Annotated in this window: 14 protein-coding genes and 1 pseudogene; 5 read left to right on the top strand and 10 right to left on the bottom strand. The window is 62.1% G+C overall.

Annotated features, from left to right (window positions below; translation table 11 throughout):
• Window positions 1-13: 13 nt before the first annotated feature.
• From HGO40_RS14500 to HGO40_RS14485, 4 genes are all read right to left on the bottom strand, one after another.
• A complete protein-coding gene (locus HGO40_RS14500; RefSeq protein WP_186707649.1) occupies window positions 14-508 on the bottom strand; it encodes a GNAT family N-acetyltransferase in 495 nt (164 codons plus the stop codon).
• A gap of 56 nt (window positions 509-564) precedes the next feature.
• Window positions 565-1,686 carry a cell division protein ZapE gene (gene zapE / locus HGO40_RS14495; RefSeq protein WP_250963550.1) on the bottom strand — a complete coding sequence of 374 codons (1,122 nt, stop codon included), beginning with the start codon at window positions 1,684-1,686 and terminating at the stop codon, window positions 565-567.
• A 250-nt stretch (window positions 1,687-1,936) separates the two neighbouring features.
• The gene (locus HGO40_RS14490; protein WP_250963549.1) at window positions 1,937-2,278 is read right to left on the bottom strand and encodes a nuclear transport factor 2 family protein; all 342 of its coding nucleotides are present in this window, start codon (window positions 2,276-2,278) and stop codon (window positions 1,937-1,939) included.
• A gap of 51 nt (window positions 2,279-2,329) precedes the next feature.
• The gene (locus HGO40_RS14485) at window positions 2,330-3,046 is read right to left on the bottom strand and encodes a helix-turn-helix transcriptional regulator (protein WP_060742566.1); all 717 of its coding nucleotides are present in this window, start codon (window positions 3,044-3,046) and stop codon (window positions 2,330-2,332) included.
• 291 nt (window positions 3,047-3,337) lie between these two features.
• Here HGO40_RS14485 and HGO40_RS14480 point away from each other — a divergent pair, with 291 nt between their 5' ends.
• Entirely contained in the window at window positions 3,338-3,808 is a 471-nt protein-coding gene (locus HGO40_RS14480) for an LEA/WHy family protein (protein ID WP_250963548.1), read from the top strand.
• 1 nt (window position 3,809) lies between these two features.
• Here the strand turns inward: HGO40_RS14480 and HGO40_RS14475 are convergent, their stop codons facing one another.
• Window positions 3,810-4,733 carry a carbon-nitrogen hydrolase family protein gene (locus HGO40_RS14475; protein WP_250963547.1) on the bottom strand — a complete coding sequence of 308 codons (924 nt, stop codon included), beginning with the start codon at window positions 4,731-4,733 and terminating at the stop codon, window positions 3,810-3,812.
• An 86-nt stretch (window positions 4,734-4,819) separates the two neighbouring features.
• Here HGO40_RS14475 and HGO40_RS14470 point away from each other — a divergent pair, with 86 nt between their 5' ends.
• Window positions 4,820-5,728: a LysR substrate-binding domain-containing protein gene (locus HGO40_RS14470; protein WP_250963589.1), complete on the top strand. Its 909-nt coding sequence runs from the start codon at window positions 4,820-4,822 to the stop codon at window positions 5,726-5,728.
• A 3-nt stretch (window positions 5,729-5,731) separates the two neighbouring features.
• On the opposite strand, the gene HGO40_RS14465 is transcribed toward HGO40_RS14470, so the two are convergent.
• Complete coding sequence (locus tag HGO40_RS14465; RefSeq protein WP_250963546.1) at window positions 5,732-5,986, bottom strand: hypothetical protein; 255 nt, start codon at window positions 5,984-5,986, stop codon at window positions 5,732-5,734.
• A 160-nt stretch (window positions 5,987-6,146) separates the two neighbouring features.
• Between HGO40_RS14465 and HGO40_RS14460 the strand changes: the two genes are divergently transcribed.
• On the top strand, window positions 6,147-6,464 hold the full coding sequence (locus tag HGO40_RS14460) for an ElaB/YgaM/YqjD family protein (RefSeq protein WP_250963545.1): 318 nt from the start codon (window positions 6,147-6,149) through the stop codon (window positions 6,462-6,464).
• A 156-nt stretch (window positions 6,465-6,620) separates the two neighbouring features.
• On the opposite strand, the gene HGO40_RS14455 is transcribed toward HGO40_RS14460, so the two are convergent.
• From HGO40_RS14455 to HGO40_RS14445, 3 genes are all read right to left on the bottom strand, one after another.
• On the bottom strand, window positions 6,621-8,498 hold the full coding sequence (locus HGO40_RS14455; RefSeq protein ID WP_250963544.1) for a feruloyl-CoA synthase: 1,878 nt from the start codon (window positions 8,496-8,498) through the stop codon (window positions 6,621-6,623).
• 141 nt (window positions 8,499-8,639) lie between these two features.
• Window positions 8,640-10,088: an aldehyde dehydrogenase gene (locus HGO40_RS14450; protein WP_250963543.1), complete on the bottom strand. Its 1,449-nt coding sequence runs from the start codon at window positions 10,086-10,088 to the stop codon at window positions 8,640-8,642.
• Window positions 10,089-10,197: 109 nt separating this feature from the next.
• Entirely contained in the window at window positions 10,198-11,028 is an 831-nt protein-coding gene (locus HGO40_RS14445) for a p-hydroxycinnamoyl CoA hydratase/lyase (protein ID WP_003202420.1), read from the bottom strand.
• 213 nt (window positions 11,029-11,241) lie between these two features.
• Here HGO40_RS14445 and HGO40_RS14440 point away from each other — a divergent pair, with 213 nt between their 5' ends.
• On the top strand, window positions 11,242-11,727 hold the full coding sequence (locus HGO40_RS14440; RefSeq protein ID WP_250963542.1) for a MarR family winged helix-turn-helix transcriptional regulator: 486 nt from the start codon (window positions 11,242-11,244) through the stop codon (window positions 11,725-11,727).
• 218 nt (window positions 11,728-11,945) lie between these two features.
• Here HGO40_RS14440 and HGO40_RS14435 read toward each other — a convergent pair.
• Window positions 11,946-13,253 (bottom strand): annotated as a pseudogene (locus HGO40_RS14435) (OprD family porin).
• A 312-nt stretch (window positions 13,254-13,565) separates the two neighbouring features.
• Here HGO40_RS14435 and mhpT point away from each other — a divergent pair.
• Window positions 13,566-14,783: a 3-(3-hydroxy-phenyl)propionate transporter MhpT gene (gene mhpT, locus HGO40_RS14430; RefSeq protein WP_250963541.1), complete on the top strand. Its 1,218-nt coding sequence runs from the start codon at window positions 13,566-13,568 to the stop codon at window positions 14,781-14,783.
• Window positions 14,784-15,255: the final 472 nt, after the last annotated feature.

Raw genomic sequence — 15,255 nt, 5'->3', positions numbered from 1 at the left:
CAGAAGCCCGCTTTTACAGGGGCTTGATCCAGAACTGCATAATGCCGTGGGCCGGGTCGAACATGCCGGCGGCAAAGCCGAACTTGGCGTAGCTGCCCTGGGCGACGGCATTGCCTTCAAGCACTTCCAGGGTGATCTTGCAGCAACCGCGCTGGCGGGCAATGTCCTCGACCTTCTGCAGCATCTTCTGGCTCAACCCGAGGCCGCGAAATTCCGGCATGACCGCCACGTCGTGGATATTCACCAGGGGCCGGCAGGCAAAGGTTGAAAAACCTTCGAAGCAATTGACCAGCCCCGCCGGTTCTCCATTGACAAACGCCAGCACGCTGAAGGCATGGGGCCGCTTGGCCAGCTCCTCCGGCAGGTGCAGCAGTACCTCGGCCGGCAACGGATGCCCCCCACCCATCGGATCCTGCGCGTAACCGTTGAGCACATGACAGATCGCTTCGGCGTGGACCGGGTTGGTGTAGCTGGCTTGCAGAACAAGGATGTCCTTGGCTTCTTCCATGACCTTCCATCTCACTTCAGTAGGACCGCGGCACAATGCCGTCGGCGGGATACAGGTCAGGCGTACTGACCGAAACGTTGCATTTGCATTTCCTGGAGGCGACTGAGCGTACGGCGAAACGGGAATTGCAGATAGCCCTCGGTGTACAACTCATCCATCGGCACCGCGGCCGAAAGACACAGCGGCACCTTGCGGTCATAACATTCATCGACCAGGGCGATGAATCGCCGCACGCCGTCGTCGTGGACCGACAACTGCGGCAACTCACGATCACCGGCCACGACCCGTTCGACGCCGTCCTCGGTGCCACGAGCAATACGCCCTTCGCGCTGTTCAGCGCTCAGACAGGGCACGTCACTGAGCAGGATGACATTGAAGCGGTCGCACAGCGCCATGAAATCCAACGCTGAAAACGGTTGCTCGCACAAGTCGGCGTAACGGCTCCACAGCACGGCATCGCTGGCCTGGACCGGTTCCAGCAGACGATGGCTCACTTCAATCGGCGCTCGGCTCGACACCTGCCCGGCGGTCAACAGGTCGAAGACATCGCCCAGCGGGTCGGGTTGCCCTGGATCGCGCAACCAGTAACGCTGCTGCAATTGGCCTGGGTGTTGGCGATGGTCTTGCCAGCCGTTCACCGGCACGATCTGCATGTGCTGCTTGATCGCGGTGATGGTCGGCAGGAAGCGCTCGCGGTTGTGGCCGTTGGCATAAAGCTCTTCCGGCGGCAGGTTGGAGGTACTCACCATCACCATGCCCAGCTCGAACATCACCTGGAACAAACGCCCGAGGATGATCGCGTCACCAATGTCGTTGACGAACAGCTCGTCGAAACACAGCACCCGTACTTCCGCGCTCAACTCCTTGGCCAGGGCCTGCAAAGGGTCCGGCGTGCCGGTGAGCTGGAACGAACGCTGGTGCACCCACGCCATGAAATGATGGAAGTGCTGACGGCGTGCCGGCACCTTGAGGCTTTCATAAAAGCGGTCCATCAGCCAGGTCTTGCCACGCCCCACCGGCCCCCAGAGATAAACGCCCTTGATCGACATGCGCCCTTCGTGCAACGCCTGGTGGCATTGCTCCAGGGCCATGATGGCCAATTCCTGGGCCTCATCCTGGACGAAACCGCGGTGTTCGATGGCGTGCTGCCAAGCACTCAGGGGGGAGTCGAAAGTCATACGGCCCGGGTCCGGAAAACGAAGGTGGGGAGTATGCCTTGGCAGCATGGGGTGATGAGTCATTCACCTGCTTGTGGACTCAACGCCGAGCCCTGTGGCGAGGGAGCTTGCTCCCGCTCGGTTGCGCAGCAACCGCAAAAACTTGGGGCCGCTGCGCAGCCCAGCGGGAGCAAGCTCCCTCGCCACAAAGGCGTTCAACTCCTGGCACAACAGCGTTCAACTCCTGGTGTAACAGCGTTGGGGCAGAGTGCTAGATTGAAATATCCAACCGACTGATCTTGCCCTGCTCATCGAGCCGGAAGGTATAGCGCAGCTCCAATGGGCTGCCGGGGAATGTGCCGGAGATCAGGTTGTGCACCAGCACCTTGCCTGTGCGTTGCTGCACATTGAGAACCTCGACTCGCGGCTGGAAGCGCTGGGCGGTGTCTTCCATCCATTGGGCGATGGCCTGGGTGCCGACACGGTGCTGGCCTTCATCGAATACATTGGCGTCGTCGGCGAAGAAACGCGTCACCGCCGAACTGTCACGGGCATTGGCAGCCGCGATGTAGCCGGCGATGGCCGGGGCCAGGGAAGAGACGGGGTTGGACATGGCATGGCTCCTTGGTTTATCGATCTGGCACCATGCTAGAACAGCGCTGTGTCAGTTTTTGTCAGGAGTGAAACGCCCGGTTTCGTCCAGCTTCATCAGCGCAAACCAGTCCCGCAGCAAATCGCTGCGCCGGCCTGGATAGCGCTCGCCCTGCTCGGTGGCCGAGGCAATCCGATCGGTGCGAAAAGTCCGATAGGCGCCGCGCAATTCGCACCAGGCCACCACCACCCGCGCCTCATTGAAAAAGCCCAGGGCCAGCGGCCAGATCAGCCGTTGGCTCGGGGTCTTGTTCACGTCGGCGTAGTCGATGTGCAGCTTGGCCTGGGCGCGAATGGCCTGGCGGTAGACATTCAGTTCCACAGTATTCTGCGGATAGCCATAACCCGGCGGGCCAGGCAGCACCGTGGGGTTGCGCAACGCGTCCCGCACATCCGGGGCCAGCACCGCGGCGACCTTCGCCAGGGCATCGGCGGCCGCCTTGCCCAGCACCTCGTCGGCGCGCTGATCCACGTAGCGCAAGCCCAGCACAATGGCCTCGATTTCATCGGCGGTGAACATCAGTGGCGGCAGGAACAGGCCGCTGCGCAATACATAACCAATGCCCGCTTCGCCCTGGATCGGCGCGCCAAGGGCCGTGAGTTCGGCAATGTCGCGGTACAAGGTGCGCTCGGAGACGTTCAGTTCACCCGCCAATGTCGCGGCGGTGACTGGGCAACGCTTGCCTCGCAGGACTTGCAACAAAGTGAGCAGCCGAGTGGTACGCGACACGATGGACTGTCCGCAAAGAAAAGATGACGCAGATTAGCAGAGGCTGGTGTCAGAAACTGTCAGGAGCCCTTTGACGGATGAGTCAGTGTGGTATGAATCTGTGGAATGAGTCTTTGTGGTGTGTGAGCTTTTGTGGCGAGGGAGCTTGCTCCCGCTGGGCTGCGCAGCGGCCCAAGCTGTTGCGGTTGCTGCGCAACCGAGCGGGAGCAAGCTCCCTCGCCACAAAAGCGCTCTCGCCAGGGTATCGTGCTCAATCGCTTCCGAGTTTTTTCATTCATTGAGAGTCTATCCATGCGCAGAATCCTCGGCCTTTCCGTTTTCCTGATCATGCTCAGCCTGAGCGCCTGCGCCCTCTTCCCGCACCGTGACCCGCTGAACATCAACGTGGTGGGCATCGAGCCATTGCCCAACCAGGGCTTGGAGGTGCGTTTCGCGGTGAAGCTGCGTGTGCAGAACCCCAACGAAACCGCCATTGACTACAACGGCATGGCCCTGGACCTGGAGGTCAATGGTCGTACGCTGGCGACCGGGGTCAGTGACCAGGCCGGTTCGATCCCGCGCTTTTCCGAAGCGATCCTGAGTGTGCCGGTGAGCATTTCGGCGTTTTCCGTGCTGCGCCAGACCTTGGGCCTGAGCCAGACCCAAAGCCTGGACAACCTGCCCTATGTACTCAAGGGCAAGCTCGCCGGCGGCGTGTTCGGCACGATGCGCTTCGTCGACCGCGGGACCCTCGAGCTGCCAGGCTCCGCGGCGACGTGGTGAATCACGCCGTGAAGCGCACGCCGGGCTTGGCGCGTTCGTCCACCACCAGTTCGAACACGTCCGGCCTGGCGTAGTGCCCGACCACATCATAGTCATAGCGCGCCCGCACCAGATCATCGGTGTCGATTTCGGCGGTCAATAACCCTGCGGTGTCTTTCAGCGGTCCGGCGAGTACATCCCCCATGGGCCCGACTATCACACTGCCACCGGCGATCAGCGGCCGCTCGGCCGGCCAGTGCGCGACGTCAATGCCCAGGAACTGCGGCGACGCCTGGACCTGACAGGCGCTGACCACAAAACAGCGCCCTTCGTGGGCGATATGGCGCATGGTCACCTGCCACATCTCCCGCTCATCAACGGTCGGTGCGCACCAGACTTCCACGCCCTTGGCGTACATCGCGGTGCGCAGCAGCGGCATCATGTTCTCCCAGCACACCGCCGCGCCAACCCGGCCGACCTGGCTGTCGATTACCGGCAAGGTCGAACCATCGCCCTTGCCCCAGATCAGTCGCTCGGTGCCGGTGGGCATCAACTTGCGGTGCCGGGCCACAAGGCCTGCATCGGGTTCGAAATACAGCGCGGTGCAGTACAGGGTGCTACCGACACGCTCGATGACGCCCAGCACCAGGCTCGCCCCGGTGCGCGCCGACAGCCCGGCCAGCGCTTCGGTTTCCACGCCGGGCACGTCAATGGCGTTGGCAAAGTAGCGGGCAAACGCCTCGCGCCCCTCCGGCAATCGGTAACCCAGTTGCGTCCCGAACCCCTCGCCCTTGGGATAGCCACCCAACAGCGCTTCAGGCATGACCACCAGGCGTGCACCGGCTTGGCGAATGGCGTCTTCATAGGAAAGGATCTGCGCCAGGGTCTCGCCCTTGCCACCCGGCAACGAACCGATCTGCAGGGCAGCCACAATGGATTTGGGCATGGTTTTTCAACTCCTTGATCATCAGGTGTTGCTGATTCTCAAGCAGCGACCGATCATGAATAAAGCCCCGAATGCTGCTAAATGATATGAGCCTCATGAATATCGCCGACATCGACCTCAACCTGCTCAAGACCTTCGAAGCTCTGCATGACGAATCCAGCGCCAGCCGCGCCGCCGTGCGCCTGGGTGTGACGCAATCGGCCATCAGCGCCGCATTGCGCAGGCTTCGCGATGTGTATGGCGATCATTTGTTCGTGCGTTCGGGACGGGGGTTGGCGCCGACGTTGCGGGCCAATCATCTGAAACCGGTGATCAGCGAAGCCCTGGACAAATGTCGCCAGAGCCTGGCGATGATCGCCCCAGACGCGAGTCATTATGACGGTCGGTCGGTCATCGTCGGCCTGTCGGACGATTTCGAAATTGCCCATGGACGCCGCCTGATCGAGGAAGTGGCCCGCCGCGCGCCGGGCCTGCGCTTGATTTTCCGCCAGACCCACAGCCAGATCGTCGGCCGGGCCTTGATGGAGCGCGACTTTGACCTGGCGATCACGGCGGGCGGTTTCGCCCAACGGTTGCTCAGCCGCCAGGTGTTGGGCGAAGGCGACTACGCCTGCCTCCTGGACGCGGCGAGCCTGGCCCAAGGCCAACAAACCCTCAGCCTGGAGGCGTTCGTGGCCCGTGAGCATCTGCTGGTGTCTTCGGGGGGCTTCATCGGCATCACCGACGAAGGGCTGGCCGGGCTTGGCCTGAGTCGGCGCGTCTGTGCCTCGACCACGCATTTTGCCGGGTTGCCGTTCCTGCTCAAGGGCAGCCAGGCCGTGGCGACGATTCCGACCCACGCCGCCCGAGCCATCGCCGACCTCAGCGGCCTGGCCTTGCTGCCCTGCCCCCTGGCCTTGCCCCGCTACCCCATCGAACTGGGCTGGCGAACCCACACGCAAATGGACCCGGCGGTGATCAAGGTGCGCGAGGCCATTACCGCGACGTTCGCCTGAGGCTTACTTGTTGGCGGCCATCAGGCGATTGACTTCACTGCGCACCATGTTGGCGTATTCCGGCGGCGACATGCCGTCCAGTTCGGCACGCACCCACTCGGCCCACTTGCCCTTGCGCTTGGAGCGCTCGCCGAACAGGCGGGCGGCATCGCCCTTGGCCTTGCCCAAATTGTTTTGCCACAGTTCAAAGAGTCGGGAGTTTTCGTCTTCCAGCGCGGCGCGCTCGGCCAGGGGCTTGTCAGCCAGATTGAAGCTCATGGGAATTACCTGTTGCGTAAATAGGCGCCATCTTACACCTTGCAGGGAAACGTCTTAACCACGATTTGCGATGGAATGCCCTGCCAGGGCCGCGCGCTGCAACTTTTGTACACGCGCAACACTCCATTGTTCAATGCCATCATCCACAAGGAGCATTTCCATGGCCCGTAAAGGCACCGTGCAAACGAACGGAGAGCAAATCAAGGATCAGGCCTTCAGCGAACTGAAGGCATTGATTGAAGAATCGGAGAAGTTGCTCAAAAGCAGTGCCTCGCTGGTGGGCGAAGAAGCCGAAGACCTGCGCGGACAGATCTCCCAGAAACTGCAACAGGCCCTCGATTCGGTCGCCAGCGCCCGGGAGCGCACCCGTCCCATCGTCGATGCCACTGAGGTCTATATCGGCGGCCACCCCTGGCAGACCGTAGCGATTTCCGCTGGGTTCGGGCTGGTGGTGGGCTTGCTGTTGGGGCGGCGTTAAACAACATCCGCTGCAGGAGTTGTAAGGGGTTAACAACTGTGGGAGCGAGCTTGCTCGCGATGGCGGTGTGCCTGGCAACATCAGTGCTGCTGGGCCGCCGCTATCGCGAGCAAGCTCGCTCCCACAGGGATGTGTGGTGGGTATGCAGATCTTGCTTTAAGCCACAGGCCCCGCCCGCAGGATCGACGCAGCCTCCCCGCGATACAACGCCTCCACCTTCCCCGCCCGCCACTGCAACACCGCCCGCTGGTTGATCGAGCCCTTGTCGGTGATTTCACCGCGGTCGATGGAGGCCGGCTCATCGAGCAACGCAATCCACTCCACTCGACTGGCGTTGCCACTGGCCTCGCGGTTCAGGCGTTCCAGCCACTCGGCGAACCATCGGCGTACCGGCGGGCTGGCAAGGACCTGGGCATCGCTAGCCGCCGCCCCCAGGCCTGACAGGCGTCGGCATTCCGCAAGGCGTGGAAACACCAGTGCGCCCAGGCACTCGCGATCCGGTGCGGTGATCACCAGGTCCTGGACATAGGGTGTGCCTTCCAACACCGCTCGGTTGCGCAACGGGCCGACGCTGACGAATACCCCGGAGGACAATTTGAAATCCTCAGCGATCCGTCCATCGAACATCAGCCCCAGTTGCGGATTGCTGGCATCGGCCAGCTTGATCGCATCCCCGGAACAATAAAAACCGTCATCGTCGAACACGTCAGCAGTCTGCTGCGGCGAGCGCCAGTAGCCAGGCATGATATGCGGCCCGCGAAAGCGCCCTTCGAACTTGCCGTCCACCGGCACCAGCCGGACTTCGCAACCAGGCGCCGGCAGGCCAATGTAGCCGGCCATGGACAAGGGCCCGGTGGTGAAGGTGCAGGACGGCGACGCCTCGGTCATGCCCAGGCCGGCCATCATGCGGATACGTTCGCCGCAATGCTGCTCGGCGACCTTGTCGAGCCGGTCCCAGGTCGTTTGCGACAGGCCCGCCGCGGCAAAGAAGAACAGGCTGATGCGCTTGAAGAAACGCTCTCGCAATTCACCGTCCTGCTCCAGGGCGCTGACCAATTCCTCCCAACCCTTGGGCACGGTCAGGTAGGCCGTCGGCGAAATTTCCTTGAGGTTGCGCAGGGTCTCGGCAAAGCCCTGGGCGGTGGGTTTACCGTCGTCCAGGTAGAACGTGCCGCCGTTGTACAGCACGATGCCGAGGTTGTGGCTGCCACCGAATGTGTGGTTCCACGGCAGCCAGTCCACCAGCACCGGCGGCGTCTCGCCGAACACTGGAAAGGTCTGCAGCAGCATCTGCTGATTGGCGCACAGCATGCGTTGGGTGGTGATCACCGCCTTGGGCAGCTTGGTGGAGCCCGAGGTAAACAGGAACTTGGCAATGCTGTCCGGCCCGGTGGCGGCGAACGCCTGCTCGGCTTCGATACCACCGGGTTGGGCCAGCAGGCTGGCAAAACGGGTCCCAGGCCGGCCCGCCATCTCGCCACGCACGGTGATCAAGGGGACGTCCGCCGGCAATACGGCATTGATCGCCCGTTCGAACGGTGCGGCTTCGCTGACAAACACCAGACCCGGCTGCAACAGATCGCAGACGTGGCGCAGCTTGGCGAAATCCTGGGACAGCAATGAATAGGCCGGTGAAACCGGGCAATAGGGAATGCCGGCGTACATCGCGCCGAGGGCCATTTGCAGGTGCTCGATGTCGTTGCCGGAGAGCAACGCCAGGGGTTTTTCCGCCGACAATCCGTAACTCAGCAGGCTTTGGGCGATGGCCCGGACGCTGTCGAGCATTTGCACATAGCTGACTCGACGCCAGTCGCCACCCGCTTCACGGGCCGCGATAAATGTCTGCTGTGGGCGCACTTCGGCCCAGTGCACCAGGCGCTCGAGCAAACGCGCCGGCAAGGGGGCCAGGGGCTCCAGGGAACGCATGTGCAAAATGCCACGCTCTTCCCGGACTTCGACGGCAGGGTGACCAATCGACACCTGGCGATAACGCCCGGCCTCGGGTCGGGAGGACGATCTGGACTCGGAACTCACGTACATTTCCTCCACCAAGGCACACTCGGGTCGCGATGCGAGCGGAGCGTGGCAGCACAGGGCTGCGGCCTTGTCATTATTATTCTGGCCTGCATCCGGGCGGCGGCCTTCATGGCCGGGCCGCCCGCGATGCGACGGGTTTCAGATCGGGTAATGCCGCGGACCGTTCTGCAAGGTCACCCAACGCAATTGGGTGAAATGCTCGATGGATGCCTTGCCGCCAAAGCTGCCGTAACCGCTGGACTTGACCCCACCAAAAGGCATTTGCGCCTCGTCGTGCACGGTCGGGCCGTTAATGTGGCAAATGCCCGACTCGACCCGCTGGGCCAAGGCCAGTGCACGGCTGGTGTCGCGACTGAAGATGGCGGCCGACAGGCCGAACTCGGAATCGTTGGCCAGGCGCAGCAGTTCTTCATCGCCGTCGCCGCGCAGCAGCACCGCCACCGGCCCGAAGGACTCTTCACGGTACAGGCGCATGTGTGCGGTGACGCCGTCGAGCAAGGTCGGCTGCAGGATGCTGCCTTCCAACTGGCCACCGCTGACCAGCGTCGCGCCTTTGGCCAAGGCATCGTCGATCAGCCCCTTGATGCGCTGGCCGGCACTGGCATCGACCAACGAGCCCAGCACCGAATCGCCAGCCGCCGGATCGCCGGCACGCAAGGTGGCGATCTTGGCGGTCAACTTGGCGACGAACGCATCCGCCACGCGGGCATCGACGATCAATCGCTCGGTGGACATGCAGATCTGGCCCTGGTTGAAGTAGGCCCCGAAGGCGGCCGCTTGCACCGCTGCATCCAGGTCAGCGTCGTCCAGCACCAACAGCGGCGCCTTGCCGCCGAGCTCCAGCAACGCCGGCTTGAGATGGCGCGCCGACAGTTCGCCGACGATGCGCCCGACGTGGGTCGAGCCGGTGAAGTTCACTCGGCGCACCGCCGGGTTGGCGATCAACCGTTCGACAATGGCTGGCGCATCCGCCGGTGCATTGCAGATCACGTTGACCACGCCGTCGCCCAGCCCGGCGTCTTGGAGCACCTGGCCAATCAAGCGGTGCACCGCCGGGCTGATCTCGGAAGCCTTGAGTACCACGGTGTTACCGCAGGCCAGGGGCATGGCGATGGCGCGGGTCGCAAGAATCACCGGGGCGTTCCAGGGGGCGATGCCCAGCACCACGCCACAAGGCTGACGCAGGGCCATGGCGAAACTGCCGGGCACGTCCGAAGGAATGATTTCGCCGTTGATCTGGGTCGTCATGGACGCGGCTTCGCGCAGCATGTTCGCCGCCAGGTGCACATTGAAGCCGTACCAGTTGGCCATGGCGCCGGTCTCGCCGGCGGCGGCGATAAACTCGCCACTGCGGGCCTGCAATTGCTCGGCCGCACGCAACAGACGTGTACGGCGCTCGTTGGGCGCCAGCGCGGCCCAGGCGGGAAACGCCGCTTGGGCGGCGGCCACGGCGGCATCGGCGTCTTCCAGGGTGGCGGCAGCCACGCGAGACACCACCTCACCCGTCACCGGGTTGCAGCGTTCAAAGGTCCGGCCATCGCGGGCCGGGCACGCCTGGCCGCCAATCAACAGGGGCACGTCCAGCATGGTGATTCCTCTTTAATTGTCTTTATCGGGAACACATTGCAGCGATGTAACAGTAGCGTCAGGGCGACGCAGCGAACAGCGGGATGCGGCCCACCGTTCGCCGGTCGATTCAGCGCTTATAGGTTTGCAGGCCCGGCTTGATGCTCTTGTCGTCCAGGAACTGTTTCATGCCCTGCTCGCGGCCACCCTCGGTGTCGAGCAGGCGCGACTGGTCGAGCTTGGCGTACAGGTAATCCTCGTTCTGCTCCCAGGTCAGTTCGCGGCAGCGCTTGAAGCCATGTTTGGCGGCCCGCAGCACCACCGGGTTTTTCTCCAGCAGGTTGCGCGCCAGCTCCACGGTGACTTCGCGCAGCTGCGCCAGGGGCACGCTTTCATTGACCAAGCCCATCTCGGCGGCTTTCTGCCCGCCGAAGGTCTTGCCGGTCATGATGTAGTAGAGCGATTGGCGATGGCCCACGGTATCGGCCATGGCCTTGCTGACCAGGTTGCCCGGCGGGATGCCCCAGTTGATTTCCGAGAGACCGAAGGTCGCTTCGTCGGCGCAGATCGCCAGGTCGCACGCCACCAACGGGCTGAAACCACCACCGAAGCACCAGCCATTGACCATGGCGATGGTCGGCTTGGCGTACATGCGCAACAGTTTCCACTGCCACTGCGACGCTTCGCGACGGATCTTTTCCTGGAGGATTTCCGGCCCGGCATCCACTTCGCGGAAGTATTCCTTGAGGTCCATGCCGGCAGTCCACGCATCACCGGCGCCAGTCAGCACCAATACGCCGGCGGCTGGATCCTGCTCCAGGGTCTCGAGCACGTCGATCATCTCGCGATTGAGGGTCGGGCTCATGGCGTTGCGTTTTTCCGGGCGGTTGAGGGTGACCCAAGCGATGCCCTCTTCGATATCGACCTTGACCGTTTTCCAGCGACCTTCGTAATTGCTCATGATGCGGGCTCTCTTGTTCTTGGCTGAAGATGATCAAAAACTAAACCGGAAAATTAGTTATGTCAATTAACTATTAATCGATTTACCTGTATTTTTCAGAGGCTGGGTTGAAGATTTAAAAAACTGAATGTACCCAAGCCCATAGCCAGCGCGCCGCAACCTCGGCAAACTGGATAGCCTTATTAATCACTTACTTTGAGGAAGCTCACTTCGATGGCCAAGTCTTCCAAGCTTGCCGAACCCGCCGAGCCCCTGGTCGCCGGTACCGACGCGCAGGCACCGCTGGACTCCGCGCTGGACGACCTGATCGGCTATGCCCTGCGTCGCGCCCAGATGAAACTGTTCCAGAACCTGATCGGCCGGCTCGCCGTCCACGACCTGCGCCCCGCCCAGTTCTCGGCCCTGGCGATCATCGACCAGAATCCCGGCCTGATGCAGGCCGACCTGGCCAAGGCCCTGGCGATCGAACCACCCCAGGTGGTGCCGCTGCTGAACAAACTGGAAAGCCGCGCCCTGGCCGTGCGTGAACGCTGCAAACCGGACAAGCGCTCGTATGGGATTTTCCTGAGCAAGACCGGCGAAACCCTGCTCAAGGAACTCAAGCACATCGCTGCCCAGCGCGACCTTGATTCCACCACGACCCTCTCAGCGGCTGAGCGTGAGGAGTTGCTGCGGTTGTTGAAGAAGGTTTATCAATAAGGAACACCGCTCCCCCTGTGGCGAAGGGAGCAAGCTCGCGCAGGGTCGCGTCCGCAGGAGCTGTGTAGGAGCTGTCGAGTGCAACGAGGCTGCGATCTTTCCCCTGTCACTTGAATCTCAAGCGAAAGATCAAAAGATCGCAGGCTTCGCCAGCTCCTACAGAGCCCAGCGGGAGCAAGCTCCCTCGCCACGAGAGCACTGCGTCGCACCCCAATGCATCACCAGATCGGCACGCTGTACGTCACCAGGAACCGGGTCTGGTTTTCATCGCGAAACGCCGCCGTACCCGGGAAGTCGTTGCGGTAGATCGATTTTCGCGCCAGCAGCCCGACGTTTTTCAGTGGGCCGCTCTGGACCACATACCCCAGCTCCATCTGGAACTCGCGCTCCTTGCGATCCTCGGCATTGAGGGCCGCCAGCTCGATGTGGTCACCACGCACATAACGCAATCGGCTCCTCAGGCCCGGCACGCCCACGGCAGCGAAATCGTAGTCATGAATGGCCTGCCAGGTGCGTTCCTTGGCATTGAGGAAATCCGAGCTCATGGTCATTTCGCTCAAGCCCATCAGCTCGGTGCCGGACACATACGGCGTGGCCGTATCGCCACTGGCGTGCATGTAGCCCAGGCTGACGCGATGCCCCCCCAGGCGATAACCGACCAGCGCCGAAACGTTGCGGTTATCCACCTTGCCCGCCTTGGCCGCGCCGTCTTCATCACTGAAAAAGCTGCGCAGGTCGGTGGTTAGCACACCGTCGCCCAATGGCAGGTTGTGCAGCAATGCCAGGGTATTCTGTTGGTACAGATCCGCGACTTCGGCGTGGTAGGCCCGCAGGCTGAGGTCTTTGTTGACCTGGTAGTCGCCGCCCACATAGGCCATATGGGATGAAGGCGCCGCACCGTTGAAACGACGATTGGGCGAGGCGATGCTCATGGGCTGGTAATCGGTGGAATCGCGCCGGGCGATGCGGTCGATGTAACCCGTGTTCAACACCAAACCGTCGAAATCCTTGGAGCTGAGGGTCGTACCGCGAAAGGTCTGAGGCAACAGCCGCGACGGGCTGGCGAAGGCAAACGGCAGGAAAATCGACACGTCGCCGGTCTTCCCTGTGGTTTGCGCGAAACGCAGCTTGCCGGTCACGCCCAGGCGCGAATACTCATCCGCCGCGCGCTTGTCGCTGCTCGACACAGGCAGCAGTTCAGTACCGCTGCGGTCCGGCGACGAGTCGAGCTTGATGCCCAGCAATCCCCTCACGTCGAGGCCGAACCCGACCGTGCCTGGGGTAAACCCCGACTCGACGTTCATGAACACGCCTTGGGCCCATTCCCTGGCAGCGGTCTAGGCGCCGTCGTCCTTGTAGTCGCGGGCCATGTAGTAGTTGCGCAAGGTCAGGGTGCCGTGGCTGTCGTCGATGAAACCTTCCGCCCACGAAACCGGAGAACCCAGGCTCAATCCGAGACAGGCCAGCAGAGGGACAAGCGATGAAACAGGGCGCGCCTTCAGCGCATCCCGGGCAAGGTTTGGCATGTTTGGTGTCCATTTTTTGTTGTTGTTTTGATCGGCCCAACCTTGGCGAGGGGGGCCGTGCGAGCAAAGAATGGAAACGGTACGGGCGCTTCGTCAATCCAGAATGTCCGATAATCGAACATTAATGTAATTAACCAATTTACTAATTCATTCGGAGATTCTTGCCAACCCTCTGATTTTCATCATGAACTGGCCGATTGTTGACGTCCTGTCCGAACCCTTCATTTTTTAGTTAGCTTTGTTAATCTTAAATGCACCCACCGGTTTTCCTTGAGCCGGTGTTCCCTCACAAAAACAATAAGAGGATTTGCCATGGACCGTCCGGCGCGTCGTGCGACGCTGACCATCGCCTTGTGTTTCATCGTTGCGTTGATCGAGGGTTTCGACCTGCAGTCAGCCGGCACCGCCGCCGCAGGGTTGCGACAGACGTTTGCCCTCGACCCGAAGATGATGGGCTGGGTGTTCAGCGCCGGCATCATTGGGCTGCTGCCGGGAGCCTTCTTCGGTGGCTGGATCGCTGATCGCATCGGTCGCAAGAAAATCCTCATCGCCGCAGTCTTGCTGTTCGGCGTGTTTTCCCTCAGCACCGCTTATGTCGAACATTTTTCCAGCCTGTTGCTGGTGCGCTTCATGACCGGCCTGGGTCTTGGGGCCGCCCTGCCCAACCTCATTGCCCTGTGTGCCGAAGCCGTGGGCGAGCAGCGCCGGGGCACGGCCATCAGCGTGATGTACGCGGGGGTGCCGTTGGGTGGTGCGTTGGCCGCCGTGGTCGCCATGCTGTTTGGCGAACACTGGCAGATGACGTTTTTTATCGGTGGGTTGGCACCCTTGCTGGTGGTCCCGTTGATGCTCCTGTGGCTTCCCGAATCCAGCGCCTTTCGCCAGGCACAGGGTGACAGCGGCTCCTCGCGCGATTCCACCGCCCAGGCGCTGTTCGGTGAAGGTCGCGGTCGTACTACCTTGGCGCTGTGGCTGAGCTACTTCTTCACCCTGACGGTGATGTACATGTTGCTCAACTGGCTGCCTTCGTTGTTGCTGGAACAGGGCTTCAGCAAACCCCAGGCCGGCCTGGTGCAGATGCTCTTCAACATTGGCGGAGCCCTTGGCTCGTTGCTGGGCGGCCTGTTGCTGGACCGTTGCAATGGGGTCAAGGTGGTACTGTTTGTCTATGCTGGTCTGCTGAGCGCCCTGGCCGGGGTCGGGTTGTCCGTTGGTATCGTGCCAATGGCCATCGCCGGGTTTGCCGCCGGGTTGTTTGTCATGGCTGCGCAGTTGGTTCTCTATGCGTTGGCACCGCCCTCCTATCCTACGGCGGTGCGTGCGACGGGGGTGGGTGCCGCGGTGGCCATCGGGCGCCTGGGGTCGGTTGCCGGGCCTCTCGCCGCTGGGCAGATCCTGGCGGCCGGGGGCGGGACCACGGCTGTATTGCTGGCGACTTCGCCTGGGTTGGTGGTTGCGACGTTGGCTGTTCTTAGTGTGGTTCGTTATTCGGCTGGGCCGGGGTTGGGTGCGGCGAAATCGGGTGTTTGACTTGGTGTGAATATCCGTTGCTGCGGTAACGGCCGCTTATGGTTTCGCCGTGACGGCGGGTCGTCCCCCATCAGATATCAGATCTGTGGAAGCAAAGCTTGCTCGCGATGGCGGTGGCTCGGTCAATGAAGATGTTGGCTGTGCCGGCCTCTTCGCGAGCAGGCTCGCACACAGGGGGCTCGGTGCACCTGAATTTTTGTGCCTGCTGAAATTCCAGTGTGGGAGCGAGCTTGCTCGCGATAGCGGTGGCTCAGTCAATGAAGATGTCGGCTGTGCTGGCCTCTTCGCGAGCAAGCCCGCTCCCGCCCTTCCAAAAAAAACGTCAGCCTCTCACCCACCGCTCCCGCCGACTAAGCACAGGCGTTTTTACAAACACCCTCTGCGGCAACAGCAACCAAGCCAAGGCCGGCAGCAGAATCAAGGCCCCAAGCATGTTCACCAGGAACATAAAGGCCAGCAACACCCCCATGTC

Source organism: Pseudomonas sp. CG7 (genome assembly GCF_023701885.1).
Classification (GTDB): Bacteria; Pseudomonadota; Gammaproteobacteria; order Pseudomonadales; family Pseudomonadaceae; genus Aquipseudomonas; species Aquipseudomonas zanjanensis.
The sequence above is the reverse complement of the archived record's forward strand: the minus strand, read 5'-3'. Positions and strand labels throughout refer to the sequence as shown.